The sequence below is a fragment of the Rhodococcus cercidiphylli genome (genome assembly GCF_033042225.1).
Taxonomy (GTDB): Bacteria; Actinomycetota; Actinomycetes; order Mycobacteriales; family Mycobacteriaceae; genus Rhodococcoides.
Window position 1 is genome coordinate 131079 of the sequence record NZ_JAWLKE010000008.1, and the last position, 20485, is coordinate 151563.

The following is a 20485-nucleotide window of genomic DNA, read 5'->3' on the forward strand; positions in this document are numbered from 1 at the left end:
TTCTTGGTTCGATGTCACGAACGATCCGGGTATCTCGTTGTGCGACTTGAGCGAAAGGCGTGCTGTATGCGAAAAACATTGCGGCGAGCGGTCGTATCGATCGCACTGACGATTCCCCTGGTTCTGGGCATCGGCGCGGGAACGGCCGTGGCAGCGCCGCAGACCACGCTGCTCCAGATTCCGGTCGTCACCGGTTTCCAGATCGCACCCGGTGCCGTGCCCGGAGGGTTGTTCCAGACCATTCCGATGAAGGCGACGGTCGGTACCGAGCCGGGTGTTCTGCTGCTGTCCGCGGCGAATATCGCACCGTACGCAGACCAGTACCCGTACCGAAGTCTCGGTGTGAGCTGGCGAAACTGGGACATCGGCTTCCGTGGAACCGCGGGACTGCGGCATTGGCAGGACAACCCCAACCCGGGCCCGCCAAACGACCTCCCGCCGCTGCGCGGAGAACAGTTGCCACTCGAGGTCGCTCTACCCACGGGCAGTGGGTGGGTCGAAATCACCGTGACCCACTACCGCGACTACCACTACGGCGATCCCTACGCCGACACGCTGATCCCGGGCAAAGGCCTGATCTACGTGCCCTGATCGTCCAACCGAAAGGAAACTCGATGCGGAAATCGATCCGAAGCGGTGTCGCCGCCCTGGCGCTGACCGTCCCCCTGGTCTTCGGCATGGGTGCCGGAACTGCAACCGCTGCTCCGCAGGAGTCTGTGCTCCAGGTCCCCGTCGTCACCGGGCCGGAATTCGGCCCCGTGGGCGTTCCTGGCGGACTCATCCAGACCATCCCGATTCGAGCTGTGGTCGGTGAGAACCCGGGTGAGGTGCGTTTCTCGGCCGCCGACATCCGGCCGTACTACTACCAGTTCAATTACCGGCACGTGACGGTCAACTGGCGCAACCTGTCCACCGGCGAAGTGGGCTCCGCGGGCTTGCGGCACTGGAACGATGAGGTCGATCGGACTCAACCCGCCAATCAAGGTGGCTCGCAGGCGTATCGCCTGCCTCTCGAGGTGACGGCTCGGACGGGTGCAGGGCCTGTGTTCGTGACCGTCACCCACGACCGCGAGAATCCTGATGCGTCGAACGCCCTCATCCCCGGCTTGGGCGTGTTGTTCGTACCCTGACACGCGGTGTTGTAGGCGGTCAGGTACCCAGATCGCCTGCGATATCGGCGGCGGCGAGCATCGAAACCAGAAGCGGCACAACTCGTTTGGCGGCGATTCGATAGTCGCCGCGGCCGTGCTGTTCGACGATGTTCGCCGAACTCAGCGTCTTGAGGTGGTGATAGATCTGGCCGGACGAGCCGAGTCCCACGGCTGCAAGGAGATCTGCAGCGTTCGCCGGGCCTCGGAGCAGGATTCGCACGATCTGCAGTCGCACCGGATGTCCCAGTGCAGCAAGCACTTCTGATGCGGAGGGCACCGGTAGTTCCACGATGGCGTCGGGGGAGTAGCTGATGTCCCAGCGGACGGTGCCGTGCAGATGGACGTCGCCTTGGTAGGCGACCATGCCGCCTGTCGACTGGGCGGCCTCGTACTGCTGGGGAGCGTCGCGTCGTTCCAGCTCGGCGACGCGGGCTTCCAGCTCTGCCAGTCTCGACTCGAACTCTGTGCTCACACCACGCAGGCTATCCGGTCTAGAACCTCCGTCGAGAGCATCGCCTCGACGATGAGTTGCTGTTGCGCGCCGGCTCCTGCATACGCTTGCTCGAATTTGTCTGCAGAAAGACCATCGGTGAGCCAGACGGCCGTCGCGACTGTTCCGTCGTTGCGGCGCAACTCGAATCCCTGGGTGATCACACCCGCGAGGCTGCCACCTTTGAAGCCGACACCGAGAACGCCGTCACCTGCGGGTTGCCATTCCAGTTGGCGCAGAATGGTGTCGGATGCGTCGCCGTAGGTCCCGTCCGTGAAGGCGCGATACATCCCGTTCAATTGTTCGGCGGAACCTCCGCGAAAACTGCTCTCGACCCTGGCGGCCTGGTCTTCGAAGGTCGGCACTTGCACGGACGCCTCGACGTGGGCCCGGAACTGCGGGTCGAATGCCCACTTCTGAGCGGTCTCCCAGTTATCTGCGTCGGCGAGTTCGGGATCGAAGACCGAGAGCATGTCGGCCACCATGCTCGGTGCCTCGAAGTTCTCCCAACCTCCGGCTGCTGCGGCGTCGACGAGTGCCTGATCGCCGAGTCGGTAGCGGAGGTAGTCGGGCACCGAGTTGTCGCTTTCCTGGATCATGGCCGAGACCATGTCGTCGATGCGGACCGTGGCATTGGGGTCGGTTGCGTTGGTGCCGGCGTTGGCAATGCCCAACCGGGTCAAGGCCTTCGGGTGAGCGTTGGCGTCGGTACCGGGTACGTACCACCGCTCCCAATCCGTCAGGGCCACTTGCTCGTTGGGGTCGATGGTGCCGTTCGCGACTGCTTGCGCGTAGGCGGCGAGATGCACCACTTTGATCGCGGATGCGAGTACCTGTTTCTGGTCGGCCCGATGTTCGACGGTTCTGCCGCGGCCGTCGTCGATGACGAGGCCGACGGTGTCGGGTGCTTGATCGATCAGCCCGATCCACCCGTCTTCGGTCGCGAGGTCGGTGGACGTGACGGGAGCGCAGTTCTCCGGCGTCGGCGTGGTGGTGGTTGCTGCACCTGCGTCGGTGTCGGTGGCGCATCCGCCCACCAGCAGCACGGCCGCGCAGGTTGTCGAGATCCAGGTCGAGTGTCGCATCGAGTTCTCCGATTCGTTATTCCGTAATTACGGATAACCATAGAAGCTGATGTGTGGCTCGGCAACCCCTTCGCAGGGATCGAGCCGTTCAGAACAACGTGGGTGCGGTGTAGCGACCGTTCCGTGCTTCGTTCAATCGGGCGCTCCAGCGCTGCACGAGCCACATTTCGACGAGCTCGGGGCTGGTGCCGATGTCGCTGGCCCATGCGGTGATGAGTTCGACGTAGCGGTCGTAGCGGCGTCGAGTGAATCCGGTGACGGACGGATCTTCGAGCCACCCTTCGTGGATGAGTGTCGAGACTCCGTATTGATCGATCAGCTGAGCCGGGCCGCCGTAGACCGACGCCTTCACGGCCCACAGGAACGTGGCCATCAGGGACATCCCGACGCCCGGTGCGTCGGGCCAGCCGGACCAGGTCGAGTTCGGATGGTCGGCCACTGCGCGGTTGCGGACACAGCTGTCGAGCACAGCGAGAGTCTTGGCAACGGGGTTCTCGTCGGGGCGGCTGAGATGCGGGTTCATGACGTCCGGGAATCGTCGCATCGCTCTGCGGTGCCGGTGGCTGCCCTGCCACGCTGCGCAGAGAAACAGCAGTCCGAGCGAATCATGTTTGCCATCAGCCAGATCGGTGCCGATCCGAAGATCGTTGCGCTGCACGGTGGCATCGCCATACTCGACAATTTCGCCGTCGAGATTGCGCCCGCGCAGCCGCAGATCATGACCCGCGCGGTCGAGGTGGCCGTTCCACCAATCCAGGTCCACCTCCACACCGTCGTCGAGGACATGCAGGTCGTAGTTGCGGTGCTGACACCACTGCACACAGGCCGTGGGCGGCGGGAACCCCTCGTCGAGTCGTGACATACCGCCATCGAAGCATCGGGCACCGACAGAGTCTGTGACGTTTCCGATGTCCCTGCGAACTGTCGGTCCCATATGGAACTGTGGGGTCTGGTTAGCCATCAGAACGAACAGGGGAGTGCCGGTGACCAGTGCCGACCAGTTTTCCGACAGGCCGGTCGTCGACGTCGTGATCGACGCGCGGTGGTTGATCTAGCAACGCGTACGAACCTCGGTGACGCGGAGGTCGACGCGTGCCAGCGGTCGAGCGACTGTACCTACGTTGCCGTGCGGACGTTTTGGGCGATCGCCACGCTCGGAAGTTGCGAACGACGTTGGCTCACGTCAGGAATAGACAAGGAGAAATCTAGCGACGTCAGTTGACACGACGTCACCGTGTCCACGCGATCTCAAAATGCGCGGTAAATGGCCATAGGCATCGTGGGTGGAACGGATACGCGACGTACGTAGCCCGCTGCGGGACGATCCGATCAGTCGCTGATTGCGCTCGATACAGTCAGGCGTTGCGGCTGGTCGTCCCGCCGTGGATGTGTAGTCTTGAGATGGTTTGATGAGGGAAATCTACGTTCTTTGGTCAGGGGTAAGCGTGTCAGAGGGCTCGGGTTTGGAGAAATTCTGGGCTGATTTTGTTGCCCTGGATGAAAATGTTGGTTATTTCGTAACAGCAAGGCTTTTCGAGGGCACACCAGCTATATGGCCGGAAGAAGTCGAGTATGTTAGGTGGCGGCATGTTGTTGCAGATCTTTTAGGCGTCGATCCGGTCGGAGTGCAGTTGGTTGGTAGTGCAAGGCTGGGCTACTCGTTGAACCCGGGCAAGGATTTTCGTATCTTCCATGAGGGCTCTGATCTGGACATTGCAATTGTGTCTCAGGAGATCTTCGAGTCGACGTGGGTGGAGTTAAAGAGTCTGCTGGGCTCATCTGAATTCTCGGGGCAGAAAGGCTACTTGCGTAGGTTGGTCTTCGACGAATGTATCGGAACAGAAATGGTTTTGCCTCGTCTCTCAATTGGGGAAAAATGGTCCAAATCGCGAGATTCAATATCAGCAATGCTGGGCCCAGACTTCCGTGCGTTAGACGTAAACTATCGAATCTATCGGAATCATAGAGCGCTCCGTGATTATCAGATCCGAGGTGTGTCGACTGCACGTGATCGTGCAATAGAAGGAGGAGTTTCAAGTGGTCGATAGCGCATTGAAGTTTGAGATCGAGTCCAAGGTCGTCGCAGATTTTAGAAAAATGAGTCAATCTAAAGAACTAATTCTTCGGCCGCCATATCAGCGAAAGGCGGTTTGGCCGGACCTCGCTAAAGTCTCCCTCATGGAGACCATTTTGCTTGGTTATCCAATTCCTGAAATCTATTTGGCTTACGAGACTAGTGCAGACGGGGACCAGTCCGTGTCAGTGGTAGACGGGCAGCAGCGCCTTACTGCACTTTTGGAGTTCTTGGACAACGTTTACCCTCTCGACGGTCTCGAAGACGAGTCGTTGAAGGGGAGTTTTGAAGGAAAGTACTTTCGAGATCTCCCGGCCGATGTGCGCACTGACTTCTTCCAATATCGCTTTCCGATTCGACGTCTTTCCAACATTTCGGAGAATTTTGTGCGATCTGTCTTCGCACGCGTGAACCGTGTCAACATGGTTCTGACGGAACAAGAAATACGAAACGCGCTACTCCCGGGGCCGTTCAACGAGTTTCTACTAGACTGTGTAGCTCACGAAGTCAACACTTTATCTGGTGTGTTCAGCGGCGAAAGAAGGAAGCGCGGCGGCGATCTAGAGTTTTATGCTGAGGTGTTTACTACATGTATCTTCGGGATTTCTAACAAAAAGCAAGAACTGGATGAGAGATACAACGAGTTGTCCAGCAACTTTGAGGACTATCGCTCGCGTTCGGCTGAGTTTTTGGCGATGTTGACCAAGCTGACCGAACTTGTAAAGTGGGACGGGCGCACTCGTTGGTCCAATATAGTAGATCTTTTTACCTTGATCGAAGTCGGATGGAACTCCCGTGAGGAGATCAATCAATCCTTGCCTCAGGATGAAGTTGATAAGTTTCGAGAGGTAATGGATTTATTTCAACGCGCTGTGTCGTCATTTAGGCGTGATTTGAATCAGTCCTCCGGGTCCGCGGAGTCTGACGATTTGGTTGAAGCCATCTCGCTTATGTTGAGCATGGATCGCGAAGCTGTATTGAGGAACATAACGGACTACCTGTCCGGCGTGAGGAACTCGTCAGATTTGGGCTCACGACGCGCGCGGTCACAGGCGCTGAGTGCAATCACAAAAGCAGTTTTAACGTGATCTCTTTACCCGCGTCGTCTGCCCATGGCTTGGCGGAACTCGCGGACGCCAAAAAGTAAATACCGAATGATCGGTCCAGAGAATTTGTGATGCGGTTCAGGTGACTGATTACGCCTGCCAGATTCACGAGAACGGTGTCGCACTACTCGCCTCTCATGTTCCAGTGCATCCCTAGCCTTCGTTTAGCGAAATTTTCCAGTTCGGCATTCCGCGCCGGCCGACACGGGTGCCTCGACGCCCTGTAGTCAAGGCACAGATCTACTCGATGTGTGGAAGATGGAACCGTGACATTCACGCAATCGTGAATGTTAGGCGACCCGGAGGATCTCGTCGACGAGATGTCCGTAGGACCGGACACGCCCCTGCGAAACCATCCGTTCCAGCATCAGGCGGGGAGGCCACCGGTCTAAACCTTCCCTTTTCGTACCTGCAATCTCGGCTGCAGCGGCCCGAAGCTCAGGCAGCGCTACGTGGTACACGCAGTCCACCGATCCGGATCCGTAAGCGATTAGCTTCAGCATTGAGGGTCTCGGCTCCATTGTCAGCACTGCATAGTGGGGCATATGTCCACGTCGAAGACTGACTAGCTTCGCGCCCTGCGATACGCAGTCCTGAGCGCGGTCAGTACGGAGTGACCACTTCGAGGACAGGCCAACGAGGAGGCGGGCAGGATCGGTTGGCACCGACGCGGTGATGTCCAATTTCAACATCGACTCTTCGGGCATGGTGTCACTCAGTTGCATCACGAGCTCGTGGTCGGCTGCGGCTTCCGCTGCAGCAGCGCGAAGACGAGAACGAACGCCACTTGCGTCGGCCTGTAAGGCCCTCTCAAGCTCGAACTCAACGGCTGAGAGCAATTCTGAGGGCCCCTTGTAGTTCCTCGTGAAGGTCTTGAACACGTTCAGGTGTCTGTACTGCTCGAACTCCGACGCAGACCGGGAGTTCGCGATTCGAAGATCGGCCCGTACGGACTGGAGATGCTCCGCGGCGCGGGCCTCCATCACGCTGCCTACCTTAGGAATCTCCGACTGTTCAGGAGCCACCCCTAGCGCGCGAAACAGGGCGTGGCCCCACTCGATGGATCCCGCGTCGTTGTTGTCCGAGGTAGATGGGTTTCCATTCGGTCGGTATCCGCACAGGTCGGCAGCGAAGGGGGCAGTCACAGAACAGACCATGCCGGCACGGTCTCGAAGACTCTGCACCGACACGCGAATCTGTCGGACCTTCCGGCAATGATGGCCGAGTACGATCGAACGGATCTTCGGAGGGTGGCAATGGCTGATATTCGTACACTTGACCTGTTCGCGGGTGCTGGTGGTCTGTCGCTGGGTTTCGAGCTCGCAGACCTTGGATACAAGCCAGTCCACGCTGTCGAGATCGAGCCTGCTGCGGCGCGTACGTTCAAACGTCACTTCGGCTGCCCTGTTTACGACGGACCGATCGAAGACCTCGAACAATTCGAGAAGGCCGATGTCATCCTCGGTGGTCCGCCCTGCCAGGGATTCTCACCGCTCGGCCGGAACCGAGACGATGTATCCCGGGCACAGCTCAACGAGCTGTGGCAGCACTTCCTCCGCGCTGTAAAGCAGGTCAAGCCCAAGGCCTTTGTGATCGAGAACGTTCCCGAGTTCCAGAAGAGCGCGCAGTTCGCGAAGCTCCTCGAACTGCTGGACACCGATCCGGAGTTGAGGAAGTACGGGTTCTCCTACGGTGTCCTCAACGCGGCGGACTACGGAGTCCCTCAACGTAGACGGCGCGGAATCCTCCTCGCGGTCCGGAACCTGAAGATCGTGCCCTGGCCTCCTCCTCCGACGCACGGGCCGGAATCCTCAGGAGCGGTGCCGTATAACACTGTGAGGGATGCGATCAGCGACCTGCCCGTGGTTCCAGCGTCAACCGAGATCGGGACCTCGGGGTCGCATCTCGACCTTCACCTCGGTCGGAATGCGCGGCCAATGAGCTTGGAGCGGTACCGAGCGATTCCAGAAGGTGGCAACCGTTTCGATCTAGCGCTCAACAGACCAGATTTGCTGCCGACGTGCTGGGCGAACAAGCCCACCGGGACGACTGATGTGATGGGCAGGCTGTGGTGGGACCGGCCATCGGTGACGGTGCGGACGGAGTTCTATAAGCCTGAGAAAGGACGGTATCTCCACCCGGTTGCTGACAGGCCGATCACACACCGCGAAGCGGCGAGGCTGCAGTCCTTTCCGGACGCCTTCGAATTCGAAGGCACCAAGATCCAAGTTGCTCGCCAGATCGGGAACGCCGTTCCGCCGGAGCTTGCTACTGCGATCGCTCGGCATCTCGCGCGCCTGTTGGATAAGCGTGTTCCAGCATCGCGACGGAAGGCGATGTAGTTCTACAGAGCTGCGGTTCGGCTGTGTCCGAAGAGCAGACGCGTATCCGAACTAGGGCGGGGGTGGTGCCGGTCTGTCTCAGGCACTGAAAAAGTCATTCAGGTCGACTTTGCTAAACGTGGGCAGGCTGGCTGAGGTACGAGTTGATGGTCTGCGGTCGCGGCCGGTGTGTCTCGCGATGTCGGTGATCTTCCCGCCTCGTTGGTGTAGGACGTGCATTTTTGCGTCTGCCTCCCGTGTAAGCACGAGGAGCGGGTACATTTCGTTGCTGGTGTGGGGTCAGAGACCACCAGCATCCGGGTCAACTGCTCTCGTTGGCGGCGTCATACAGGTAGGGAATTTCGATGAGCGTCGTCAATGCGGCGGTGCGGACCTCGGACATCACCTTCCTGATTAGTGGCGAGAGCGATATGTGACTGTGCGCGATCAAGGATGAGCGCGAAGAAAGTCCTCGGTTGGGCGGTGGCCGATCACATGCGCACCGAGCTCGTTCTCAAGGCCTTCGACATTGCGGTCGCCGAAGGTGGCGGCGATGTTATGGACTTAAACAGAGATACTCAATCCACCGCTCAGGGGTTGAAGTAGGCATCCAAACGCTAGGGCTTGTGCCGTTTGATGCGCAAGACGGGCATGTGCTGGGACAACGCTGGTGCCGAAAGCCTGTGGTCGATCTTCAGCACGAGTACTACTACCGACGCACGTTCGCCCACAGGACTGAATTGGTTGCCGCAGTCGACAACTGGATGAATTTCTAGACACTCTCCGCAGGCAATCCACAATCGCAATGCCTAGCTCCGACAGTTACGAACAGTCACTGAACGCGCCACCATCGCCGCGTAACTTCTGTCCACTTTTCGGGATTAACCGCACGGTGCGTCGGTGTCCGCTTGACCGTAGCTTAAGAGGAAACCGGCAGACGGATCAGCTTCTTGCCCAACCAGGCACGCGCGGTCGAGAAGCTTGTTTTGATGCTCGCACGACACCTCCGGTACGAGGAGGCATGAGTGGCATGCGGCCAAGTTAGCGGCACCCGCGCCGGTCGACATCGACTCAAGGCAAACAGGATCGGCGGAGCACCACTCGGCTCGCTCTGTAGCAGATTGAAAAATGCGCATTACGTTTTCGACGGTTCCGTACGAGCACAGCCCGCCGAGGCTGCCAGCAGCATCTGCCGTGGCGGTGTAAAGCAGAATGCCTGACTGGCCTTGGTCTGCATAGATGCGTTCTCGGATGGATGAAGCCGGATAGCCCGTGTCCAAGGCGAGTTCGTTCAACAGTGCGTGTGATAGCGAATGGAGCAGCAGGAAGCGAGATGACACCCGGGGCACGAGGCCGACGCGCTCGGGTGCGGCAGCCTGTATGGCCTGCGTGAGCGCATCAGCGCGATCATGCGCGAACTTCTTCCGCTCCCAGCGCTTGAGGGCGGTGTCGCTCAGCCGAATGAATATGCCCTCGCCCAAAACTTCAACCGCCGGCAACCAGGCAGACTTCTTCCTCGTCAGCGATCCGGGGGAGGTTGCCACAGCGTCGTTGACGGTGCTGACCCGCGAGAAGCCTCGAAGGGCACGAACTTCGCGAAGGCGCGTGACGCGGGAGACCAATTCAATGCGATCATGGACAGGCCCGAGCGCGCCTACGACCGTTGGTTCGCAGACAAAGGTCTCGGTTCCGTCCATCTCTGGGTGCGACCTGCCCAACGCCTCGTATTCATCTGCACGGAGTTGCCTCGCGGCATCTTCGTACGACTGTGGTGTGGCACTGTGATTGCGGTATGCGTTGATGAGCTCTTGCTCGTTGACGTTGTACTGCCGAGCCCGTAGTCCCAGCATCACCACTACGTCGGCCTCGCGTATCTCCGAGAGCTCCGGCAGGATGCGCTCGAGAACGCGCTCGATGTCGGTTTGGGTTCGGTCGACGGTTAGAGCGGAACGCACATCGGCAAACCAAACGTTGGAGGCACCTCTCTGGAGGCCCACCAGCTGCTCGGCACAGTCCACGCGGTCGCCGTCGAGCCAAGGCGATGCCCCTCCGCACCGCATTCGTAATGAGTTGCTCCCAAGAGCACCTTCCAGTGTCCGGGATTGTCCGCAGCTGCACCGGATAGTAATTCCGGCCAACGTCGAGTCGGTTGCGTCGGTTTCGATTCGCAGGGCATGCTCTGAGTCTGAGATATCCGTTTTTCCGCGGTGCACCCAGTATCTATACGGGAAATCCTGAATGTGGCAGTTCGTGCAGCATGCGACAAATCTCGACGGAACCAACCTTGTCGTCAAACAGTGCCGGCACTTGTTGATGTACCGGTCTTCCAACTTGTCCGCTAGACGCCAGAATCTGTCGAGTCGCGAGCAGTTCGGGCAGTACACCCATTCGGGGAACCGGGCGATCGGGACCATGCTTCCGCCCTCTCCGCCGGGAGGGGCGTACAAACGGCTGACCCCGAGTAGTCCGCAGAGCCTCGGTTCGTCGATTTCGTCGGCGGGTCGCGGATTCCAATTGTCAAGGCCTGCAACAATGAAACTCTCGGACTCGACCGGCAAAATCGAACCGACACCGTACGTGTTTATTAGCTGGCTACGACGAACCGTGGCTTTGACAGGTGGCCGTCCACCTTTGAGGCTCCTACCGATTGCCATTTTATTGAGCCTCTCTTGCCAGGTACTTCTCGAATAACTGTGTCTCGGCGTCGACGTCACGCATGCTGGATAGTGTGGGCCAAGCAGGTTGTTGAACTGGATAGCTAGCGGGCTGCGAATTCCCGCTCGCCGACATCAGCAGCGGCTTCAACACGCTTTGCCTCTTTGCGCTCGGATGCGTCAGCTTGCCATACTCGTCAATCAAATCTCGTTCAGCTGATTCTTCCCAGGTCTTGATGTAGGTGAGCAGCTGGTCCCGGTAGGCCTCGTACTCGTCGGGTGCGATGCGCTCGGCTCGTGCGACGAGTGCGTCGAGAACTTTTCGTACCTCGATGGGATAATTTGCAATTGCAGTGGCCGCGTCGTCTGCACGAAGGCCCGGGATCAGCAGACGAATTGCGGCGACGAGCGTGCCATGGGCTCCTCGGTCGCGCGCTCGCGATGCGAAAGGTGTCGCCGTGGTAGCTTCCACTTCGCGGTAAAGGGCGCGGTGGAACGGGATGAACGATTCGTAGTGGGACGAGTCTCGTGAACGTTGCGCGTTGAGTGCGACGATGACGAGACCTGGGTGTCGTCGGCCGACGCGGCTTGTCGACTGGATGTACTCGGACGAACTTTGGGGTTGACCGGCAACGACCATGAGCCCTAGGCGGTCGATATCGAGACCAACCGAGATCATGTTGGTTGCGAGGACGACGTCAGGACTGTGTGGTGACGGGAAAGAAGTCTCCAAACTTCCCATCGCTGTCGGTATTTTGGTTTGGTCGACACGGGAGGTCAGCTCGACTGGCTCCTGCGAAATGCCTCTGGCCTCAGTCTGGTGTCGCGCGGCGACGATCCCAATGCGGTCCGGTACGTCATCCAAGACCTGGAGATACGTAGATCCCAGAACGCGCAAACTGTTGAAATAACCGAGCAGCGTCCAGTAATCGTCCCGCACAGCGTCATCAATCTCCAGTTCGCCGACCGACTGAAGCAGCACCGAGTACAAGCGCACCAGGAGAGTTGCTTGGCTTGTTCCTGGCGCCATCACCCCGACATAACGACGGGTTCCTTTTTGCTCGGGGGTCGCATCGACAGCGAAATAATTGTCGGATGGGTTGAGGCCAGGAGGCGGAAACTGAACGGACTTCCTGTCAAAAACTCTCTTAACTTGTTCTTGCGCGCGCCTAATCGTAGCGGTCGACGCCAACACCTTCGGCCGACCAGAATCCGTGCACGCCAGATCCAGCGCAGATTCGTACAAGCCAACCATTGTACCCAGCGGTCCGGATATCAAGTGCAGCTCGTCCTGAACGATCAAGTCTGGCCTGGAATCTGGGCCGTCGACCGAGAAAAGAGACCCGACGCGAGCCCTCCAGGTCATTAGGGCAAATTTGTCGACTGTCCCAATGATGAGAGACGGCCGCACCCGGTAGACATCATCATCGGTGACAAAGCAGGGAAGGCCGTCGCTGAATTCGCAGGAGTAGTTGGGACACTGAATGAGGAGCTCACTCTTGTTGACGATATGGTAATTCTTGTAAGTGAGTTCAGTTGAGCACCACGGGCAGCGTAGAAGCTGGACCGGTGTCGACCCTTCCGGTTGCTCACCTGACGAATACTTATTGAGAATTGTTCGCGCGTCGTCGACCTTGTTCGGCGATGCTTTGTCGCCTACCCACAGGCCTAGGGTGATTTCCTTCGATCGGGGTAGTTCGCGACGCCTTATCAGCTCGAGCGCGCAAATAAGCCCTGCTGCGCGTTCGAACTGTTGTCTGGTCAAGAGGCGAAGTGTGTATCGCATGATCGCCGACACACCGCCATCGTTGGCGCGCCGCAATCGTCGGAGAAGGACGGTGAGCGCGATGCATCCAAGGTAGGCCTCAGTTTTACCACCACCGGTTGGAAACCACAGCAGGTCGACTACATCCCGATCACCGTGCGTGGGGTCGGCGATCCCAGGGACGTTCATAAGTATGAAGGCAAGCTGAAATGGCCGCCATTTTTGAGCTGACGGGGCTTCGCCGCGTGCCTTGTCCTGTGCCTGTCGCTGTGCCACCATCGCTTCGTTCATCAGACGAAAAGCATGACCCACCTTGGGGTCGTCGAGTGCCGCAATACCCGCTCTCATCCGCTGTGCGCACACCTTTGCCATGTTGATGTGCTCAACCGCAGCGTCGCGAGACGGTCTGAGTAATGAATTGCTTTCCGCCTCCCGCTCCTCGATCCACCGTTCATACGCCGAGACCATGCTTGACAACTGTGTTCGGTCGTCGGTTGCAGCCAGGTTGTCCATGACAAGTTGGTAGGACCCGAATCGATCGTCCTCGTCTCCACCCGACGGGCGAGCGAGGCGCACGTCATGTGTTGGGAGAAAGGTCGTGCGGAGTTCAGTTACTTCTGTGACGGATTCGTCCCACGAGACAGAGCATCCGTGGCCGACGGCCAAGGCCGGCTCGTTTCGGTACAAGAACTCCGACGACCGCACGTCGGAATCCATACTCGCCACGTCTCGCGGACGTCGACGATCGACGAACTTGCCCCCCTCGGTTGCTACGGCAATCGACGGTCGGAACCAGCATGATGTGTCGTAGTGGCCCTCGCCGTCGCCCTGAACCTTCGTATTTACCAAGGACAGCGTAATTCGGACTATGTCATTCACCGGGGCACGTACTACACCCCGAAGCAGAAGGTTCTCGGCAACCTTGATGCGCACCTGGCGTGGTCCCGTCGGGTCTATCTCGACTGGTTTATCCATCGCAACGTGAACTGGTAACCAAGACCCATCACTCTGTTCTTCGTAGCGTCGCGCGTGAACACCGACGCGGACCGACGTGGTTTTTGTCGAATCCACACTGAAGGTCAAGCCCATTGCAGACGGCTTGTGCGCGTGGGACCGTGCTACGGCAGATTCGGTCGGGCCTCCGTCTACCGCGGATGAACGAGCGTCCTCCAGTGGGGCGTCTGCCTCGAGCTTCTCGTGATACTCGATCTCGTAAGATTTCTCTTGTTTTTGTGGGTGAAGGATCCCGACAATGATTCTGTTTAATGGGAACTCGGTGATGGGGCCGTCGGCCGGACCCATCAACTCATCTTCCAAGTTGTCGGCGATGCAGTCGCGCGCCTCGTACCACGGAGCCAGGTCTTCGGGCATCTACATTTCTCCCTCTCGTAGTACGTCGGCCATGCCAAATGGCCGAGCCTGCAACCAAAACCGCGTGCCGTCTGCGGTCGTCCATCTCGATTCGACACCGTCCATTGCGACGCTGCCGAGTTGCGGCCAACCGCCAGGACCTCGTCCTCGCAGCACTTTAGAGAATTTCACACCGAACTCGGGTGTCGTCGCGCCAACAACATCTCCACCCACCGTGCAGCGGTAGCTCGGCCAACCCGACCCGGAAGACAGTAAATCGAACTCGATTCGTTCACCTGATACGAGCGATCGCAGACGGGATTGACCGCTATCGCCTCCGATCATGTCGTCGATTCGCAAGTCTCCCGGGGTTATGAGTACCTGGGTAGGGTAGTTGAACGCGGGGTGCGGGCGATACATCAAGTTGGACCCTGGTGCGGTTTTGTAAAATGCACGTGCCCAATCCAATACGACAACCTTGTCGCGCGCGCGGGACAAGGCCACGAAGAGAAGCTCGCTTTCAGGCTCGCGCTTGCCTGCTGGTCTAAGAAGAGCTTGAACATCGGCGACTGCCACGTTGTCCCATTCAAGTCCCTTTGCTTGATGGATGGTAGAGACCACCGTCGCGCCTGCGTCGCGTGCGAACCATGGCTGTGTCCGATCGAAACCGACCGAACACAGCCGCGCAATCGACTCCCAGCTGATGGTCGATCCCGAGTGGGTTGCGTGAAGGAGTAGTCGAAACCAGCCCTCTTCAACGTCGTCGCGATTCGACGCGAATTCTGTGAAGGCCGAGATTGACACGGGCCGACCAGCTACGGCAGTCCAAAGGTCGGCCAACCACGGGTCCACTACGATCTGCCGGGTTTCACTGTGGTTGGCACGGCAGGGCAAACCTAACTTCGCGAGCTCGTCGAAGAGCGCTACGACTTCCGCGTTCGTACGTACCAGGACCGCGGTCGGGCCCGCCCAGCTGGTCGCCCGGTGCGCGAATTGCACGGTCGTGAGGTGTGACAAGTCCGTCGTCAGGTCGTCGAGCAAGTTGGTGCGATCGGTGTCGGTGGCGTGCCGCATATCGCGAGCTGCCGCCAATACTTTTCGGGGACCGCGTCCTTGCGCTCGATATTCTCCGTCGAGAGTCAGCAACGAGGTCACCCCACGATCTTGCAGGCCTGCTACGAGGGTCTCCCATGCCGACTGATCGCTGCGCACCGATTCGTCGAGGAATTCGTATATGGATTGAAGAGGATCGCCAAAAATGGTCAATCCAGCGTCCATGTTCAGTCGGTCGATGAGCGAGAGCAGGAACGTTCGCCTCACACGGGTCACATCCTGCGCCTCGTCGACTATGAGGTGGACCAAACTGTCCAATTCCCCGTTGTAGTCAAGCCTCATCTTGGTTGTCGCTAACTCGACAACCCGATCAAAATCGATCCGTTCATTGAATGAATCTCCGGTTGTCTCGGTCAATTCCCATGCCAGGGAGTCCAGTGTCATGGCGACAACACCTTCATAGACTTCGTCGAGGCCGTTGCCGAAAGCAGAGACCGACGCGGCAATCGCAGCGCTGGAGAACGATACGAAGAGCACCTTCGGATCGTCGTCAAAATCCGCATCTGTTCTACGGAGAATGTCTTCGACAAGCGCAACTGCAGTCGCTGTCTTGCCCGCGCCCGGGCCGGCCACGACGATGCGGCGGTCCGACAAATTCGCGTGAACGACTAGTCGCTGAGCTTCGTCAAGATCGATGTGCACCTACCTCTGGCTCTTCCGTTTCGAGGATCTCCGTCAGGCTGTCGTACACGATACTGTCGCCGAACTCGACGATGTTGTCTAGCACGTTGACGATGAGTACCTCTTCGCTTCCACCGTTTTTCGGTCCACGAAGTCCTCTTCCGATCATCTGCTGATATCGGACTTCGCTGCTGGTCGGCCTGGTGATGTACACAGCGCGGGTCATCGGCGCGTCAAATCCTTGGGACAGCACGGCATAATTCGTAAGTACACGCAGTTCGCCGGACTTGAAGCGCTGGACTGCACTTCGTCGGTCGTCTGGGCTGGTATCGGTATCGATTGAAGCTGCGGGTCGACCATTCAATGTCAACAAGGTCGCGAGCGTCTGCGCATTTTCTACCGACGCCGCGAATACGACAATCGGCCAGTCGTCGGGTTTGCTCAAGATGGAGTCGAGGATCGTCCGGGTGCGGTCCTCGCGCTGGCCAAGCCTCTTTTCCGCATTTTTCGGCATCCAGTACTTTTTGCTGAATTCCTCCAACTCTTGATCCGAGAGTTCGATGGATACACCGTGAAGAATCTCAAGGCGCGCACGCGCAAGCACTCGATCGCGCTGCAGCCGGACCTGCGGTACGTCGTTACCGAACACGCCTTCGTCGAGAAGGTTATCGTCGAAGCGCCGGAGAAGGCGGAGAGTCTCCTCGCTGTCCTTACGTCCGCGGAACGGGGTTGCCGTCAGACCCAGGAGTGGCTTGTCTCGCTCACGGCTGCCCCTGCCGGTCCATTCCAGTATCTGGGTATACGACTTGTGAAGTGCCCCATGTGCTTCGTCGATCACCACCAACGGACTGTCCGCAAGCCACGCAAAGTCGGGTTGATCAACTGCCCTCTTCAGAATTTTTTGCCAGGTGGCGACGACAACCTGAACGCCACCGCTTTCCTCTTCGGTCTCGTAATTCGACCAGAACCGGCTGAGCACAAGTTGAGTATCTTGTTGTCCTTCGGCGCGCCATAAGTAAGACCAAGCGTCGATTGCCTGCTCACAAAGCTCCTCGCCGTCGGCAAGCCAGAGTATGGGGCCTGAAAAGCCGGAAGTGGACTCTCCCATCGCCCCACCTCGGATGGCGTAGATGATCGTCTGAACTGCGACACGCGTTTTTCCGGCACCGGTGGGCAGGGACACGATTCCCCGGTTCGGGCCGTCACCGATCAGCATGCCGAGCAAACGGTTTGAGACAGCTTCCTGGTAGTCGTGGAGTGGTTTTAGCTTCGTCGGGCCCTCGATGTACTCCGTTGGCTTGTTTCGGCGCCCGGTCTTCTGCCCAGCCCACTCGTCTCCGAAGCCAAGTTCGCGAACCCATTTCCGAGTTTGGAAGGACCCGTGCCATGTCGAAGGTGGGGGGACCGGAAGGCCGCCGGCCTCAACCTTGCAAACACGCTCCAGCGCACGAGTCCCCAGCATCGTAATGCAAAGCCTCGTGAGCTCGGGTCCGCTGAGCAGTGTGCCAGCGGTCGCGTTGAGGTAATCGAGGGCGTCCTTGGGAATGAGGGCCTTCAACCTGTCCTCACCAGCGAACAATAGGAGCCTCTCGCTGTCGTTGGCTGCGCCTCTAATCTGTCGCATCAGTTTGGTGTCGCGTTTGCGCTGTCGAGCATCGAGGTACGCATCGACCTGTTCTCGCGAGTCGTCGAGTTCGAGGCAGGCAAGAACCTGTTGAAGAATCGCTCTCTCGTTCTCACCGGTGACGAGAATTGTGTCGCTCTCTCGTCCGTATTGACAATCGACCCGGACTTCCGGTCGGCCAGGCACAGCGGCAACTTTACTGATTGAGAGACACTTCTGGACTGACAAGTCATCGGGGTCGTCATCCAGATCGGACTCATCGAAAATATCGAATAGCTCCACTAGACGTGTTGGTTCCGCGCTGGTCTCGTACGAGTAGGTGAGTGGTAGTTCGCGACCTTCCAAGCAGCCCCAGAACTCGCGCAGGTTGTAGCAGTCCTCCGCCGTGTCCAGCAGCACACAAGGAATGCCGAATTCTTCGAGGTCGCGCTGGGCCTCGACGTTCGGCGCAACTGCTACCTCGCTCGTCGTGACGGCCGTCCAGGTCCCTTGTTGTCGGACCCAGATGGTGGGCGGTGCGGTGTCGGTGTGAGTGTGGCACCACCAACCGTAGATCCGTCCGACTCGCTCAATGTCGTCGCGGTCCTTGTGCGCATCGACCAGCCATTGGAAGTCATCAGCGCCTAGTTTTGCTATGTCAGACCGGAGCCGCAGCAACTTGGAGATTTCGTCGCTGAGCTCCGAAATGTTTGCTGTCGGGAGCAGACCTTGAAACTCACCTTGTTCGACCGACGGAGTGAACGCGTTCGACACTTGCACTATGCCGAGGCCAGTCGGGAGCATCCCTTCGTTCTTGACCCACCAAAGCTCCGGTGCGATATATCGAGCAGCTTTATTCACCGAGGGATGAGACACACGAACATGTGAATCACGAAGTTCTTTCAGAACCGCCACGGTGAGCGCCGCTCGGTTGGTCGGACTAAGTTCGGGGAGGCACTGGAGCGGTTGTAGAGCAGTATCAACGTTGTCGACGTTTAGATTCTCACGGGCCTGAATGCCTAGCTTCATGTGATCGCCGACGTTTTCTTTCAGTTCTTTGAGATATCTACCCAGCCATTTTTCTCGGGGGTGCGTTGCGTCTCTGACAGGTCGCGACCGTACTCCGAGAAGTGCAAGTATCTCGGCGTCTGCAGCATGGTAAGCGTTGTCAACCAGATGGGCCGCGTCTTCCTTTATCTGTTTCAGATAGTCCCCGGCGAGATACATATCGATGGGTAGCACCCATTCCGATCGGCCATTCTTTACGCGCACGATTTTTTCTGCCCGGCCATGCAGAATGCGGTCGAAAGAATCCTGCACCGACGATTCGCCCGATCCCCTCATCGCGATCCAGAGCGCGTCCCAGTCGACTACGCCTTCGCGAGCCAAGGTGGACATCAGCTGGCTCATCTCACCGCCATCTTCGAACGAGGTGATTCCAAGATGGTTCAGCGCGGTAAGGGTCGATGCGGAACGGGTGACATCACCATCGATGAACACCGCCCCGCCTTGATCAGGGTCAGTTCTGATGAAGCAGCGCCCGCGCACCGGCTGCTGCAGTTTGCCGTTCTCCAGCAGGACGATCTGGGAGTCGCGCACGTCCAGCTGCGCGTTGCCACCCAGCGCTTCAATTTCAGCTGCAAGCTCGATCGCTGCGGCAGACTGCTGGGCAGTTGGAACAGCCACAACAGCCTCGATCCAGCTGACAATGCGCCCAACCCGATGCGCATTGTCCTGCATCAGGCGGTCTACCTTCGACACTCGATCTTTGTTAGCCGTGCAGTCGGGGTGAACCCACTCACTGCGGGCTCCCGCAATGTTCAGCCAATGTTCGGTGTAATTTCCCACAATCTCGCTGGGAACGCGACGCACGGAATTGGCGGACCGAAGCTGACCGTCTAGATCGGGAAGGCAGCGTGCATCTCGGAGAGCCTGGTACACAGGCTCGTTCAGTACGCCGTCGGACCAACTCCGCACCTCACGCCCGCGGGCTGGTAGAACGTCGATGTATCTCCCGTACGACCCTGCCGTAGCCAGCTCCTTCCGGCCTTCAACCACGAGTTGAGGCAGGACATCTGCAAGTATCTCTCGGTTGAATTCGCATTCGATGACATTTATACGATCGTCGGAAAGCTTCCACGGAGCGTTTACCCGGCCACTGAGCGACAGGTCGGATTTGACCGGAAAGAAAGCAGACAACTGTCCGAGGCCAAGCTTGCCAGCGGTTGGCACTGCCCAGCTCACTGTCACGGAATCTCGACGTGCTGCATACCCGGCGGAGGCTAACGATGCTCCGGAGGGCTTGTGCTCGCGCGAAAGGACGAGCCACTCGCGCTCGCCGTCTTCAGTGGTAAGTGTGACCCGGTTGCCCTTCTTGGTCGCGGAAAAGGATCGTTGTTCGTCGGCGACGTAGTCGCGAAGGTCCAGCTGACGAACGTGTGGCGCGAACAAGCTGAAGGACTCGTCGAACTCCGCAATCTCCTCCGAGAGATGTGCTGCTGCTCCAGGCTTGAGTGGCACTTTGACCACTGTCACAGCCCAATTGGTCATCTCAGCAAGTAGAGGGTCGGAGCGGATTTCTAGCGTTGGGTCGATGACCCAAGAAAGCCTGAGCGAAGGCACGTCAACGCCGTCGAAGTCCTGCCCCAGTTCCTCTGTAAGCTCCGTTGCAGTTCGGTGCCGGCTGAATTCGAAGGAGACGGTCTGACTGAAGATCTGGGGGCCGTCGGATACTCCGCTTATTGATTTGAAGCCAAGTCCGAACCGCCCAATCTCGTCGCCGGTTTTGTTGGACAGATGTGTGTACAGAAGAGCGCGTACACCGGCTCCCTCGAACGGCTCTCCTTGGTTGGCAACATAGAGCGCATCGTCAGTGAGAGTTACCTGGACGCGCCCGCGAGCACCACGAAGTGCATCAGCAGCGTTCTGGACCAGCTCTTGAATTTGTTTGCGCCCGTAGCCGCCCTCGGCTATCCCTCGCTCCTTGCCCGCGTCTTCCTGCACCCGGTTGACATCCTGGCGGTACACCTGAACGCATTTTGCGTGGAAGTCGTTGACGAGACCCATGAGTTCTTGACTTGGGGTGGACCAGCTTTGCGCGCGCATCGAGCCTCCGTGACGAGGGTGCTAAGGGGCACCTTCTGCTTGTCTAT

At 58.7% G+C, this 20485-nt stretch carries 14 protein-coding genes; 6 read left to right on the plus strand and 8 right to left on the minus strand.

Translation table 11 applies throughout. The features are described from left to right. The first annotated feature begins 66 nt into the window (after window positions 1-66). Window positions 67-591: a hypothetical protein gene (locus tag R3P95_RS20915; protein WP_317549348.1), complete on the plus strand. Its 525-nt coding sequence runs from the start codon at window positions 67-69 to the stop codon at window positions 589-591. Window positions 592-614: 23 nt separating this feature from the next. Beyond that, on the plus strand, window positions 615-1130 hold the full coding sequence (locus tag R3P95_RS20920) for a hypothetical protein (RefSeq protein ID WP_317549349.1): 516 nt from the start codon (window positions 615-617) through the stop codon (window positions 1128-1130). A 19-nt stretch (window positions 1131-1149) separates the two neighbouring features. On the opposite strand, the gene R3P95_RS20925 is transcribed toward R3P95_RS20920, so the two are convergent. From R3P95_RS20925 to R3P95_RS20935, 3 genes are all read right to left on the minus strand, one after another. After that, window positions 1150-1623: an ArsR/SmtB family transcription factor gene (locus R3P95_RS20925; protein WP_317549350.1), complete on the minus strand. Its 474-nt coding sequence runs from the start codon at window positions 1621-1623 to the stop codon at window positions 1150-1152. Further along, complete coding sequence (locus R3P95_RS20930; protein WP_317549351.1) at window positions 1620-2726, minus strand: serine hydrolase; 1107 nt, start codon at window positions 2724-2726, stop codon at window positions 1620-1622. Before R3P95_RS20930 ends, R3P95_RS20925 begins: the two co-directional genes overlap by 4 nt. Window positions 2727-2814: 88 nt before the next feature. Continuing rightward, window positions 2815-3588, minus strand: coding sequence for an 8-oxoguanine DNA glycosylase OGG fold protein (locus R3P95_RS20935; RefSeq protein WP_317549352.1), 774 nt, complete (start codon window positions 3586-3588; stop codon window positions 2815-2817). Window positions 3589-4171: 583 nt separating this feature from the next. Here R3P95_RS20935 and R3P95_RS20940 point away from each other — a divergent pair. Both R3P95_RS20940 and R3P95_RS20945 read left to right on the plus strand, forming a co-directional pair. Further along, window positions 4172-4774 (plus strand): hypothetical protein, encoded by a 603-nt coding sequence (locus R3P95_RS20940; RefSeq protein ID WP_317549353.1) that lies wholly within the window; start codon window positions 4172-4174, stop codon window positions 4772-4774. Further along, the gene (locus tag R3P95_RS20945; protein WP_317549354.1) at window positions 4764-5888 is read left to right on the plus strand and encodes a DUF262 domain-containing protein; all 1125 of its coding nucleotides are present in this window, start codon (window positions 4764-4766) and stop codon (window positions 5886-5888) included. Before R3P95_RS20940 ends, R3P95_RS20945 begins: the two co-directional genes overlap by 11 nt. A gap of 308 nt (window positions 5889-6196) precedes the next feature. Here the strand turns inward: R3P95_RS20945 and R3P95_RS20950 are convergent, their stop codons facing one another. After that, window positions 6197-6889, minus strand: coding sequence for an NgoMIV family type II restriction endonuclease (locus R3P95_RS20950; protein WP_317549461.1), 693 nt, complete (start codon window positions 6887-6889; stop codon window positions 6197-6199). A gap of 273 nt (window positions 6890-7162) precedes the next feature. Here R3P95_RS20950 and R3P95_RS20955 point away from each other — a divergent pair, with 273 nt between their 5' ends. Beyond that, complete coding sequence (locus R3P95_RS20955) at window positions 7163-8248, plus strand: DNA cytosine methyltransferase (protein WP_317549355.1); 1086 nt, start codon at window positions 7163-7165, stop codon at window positions 8246-8248. A 432-nt stretch (window positions 8249-8680) separates the two neighbouring features. Continuing rightward, on the plus strand, window positions 8681-8833 hold the full coding sequence (locus R3P95_RS20960; RefSeq protein WP_317549356.1) for a hypothetical protein: 153 nt from the start codon (window positions 8681-8683) through the stop codon (window positions 8831-8833). A gap of 275 nt (window positions 8834-9108) precedes the next feature. Here the strand turns inward: R3P95_RS20960 and R3P95_RS20965 are convergent, their stop codons facing one another. Genes R3P95_RS20965 through R3P95_RS20980 form a run of 4 tightly spaced genes read right to left on the minus strand, consistent with a single transcriptional unit; the run spans window position 9109 to window position 20438 of the window. Further along, complete coding sequence (locus tag R3P95_RS20965; RefSeq protein WP_317549357.1) at window positions 9109-10881, minus strand: DUF1998 domain-containing protein; 1773 nt, start codon at window positions 10879-10881, stop codon at window positions 9109-9111. 1 nt (window position 10882) lies between these two features. Continuing rightward, window positions 10883-14017, minus strand: a complete 3135-nt coding sequence (locus R3P95_RS20970) for a helicase-related protein (protein WP_317549358.1) — start codon at window positions 14015-14017, stop codon at window positions 10883-10885. Then, window positions 14018-15751 (minus strand): 3'-5' exonuclease, encoded by a 1734-nt coding sequence (locus R3P95_RS20975; RefSeq protein ID WP_317549359.1) that lies wholly within the window; start codon window positions 15749-15751, stop codon window positions 14018-14020. Beyond that, the gene (locus R3P95_RS20980) at window positions 15735-20438 is read right to left on the minus strand and encodes a DEAD/DEAH box helicase (RefSeq protein ID WP_317549360.1); all 4704 of its coding nucleotides are present in this window, start codon (window positions 20436-20438) and stop codon (window positions 15735-15737) included. The genes R3P95_RS20975 and R3P95_RS20980 overlap by 17 nt, the downstream gene beginning before the upstream one ends. Window positions 20439-20485: the final 47 nt, after the last annotated feature.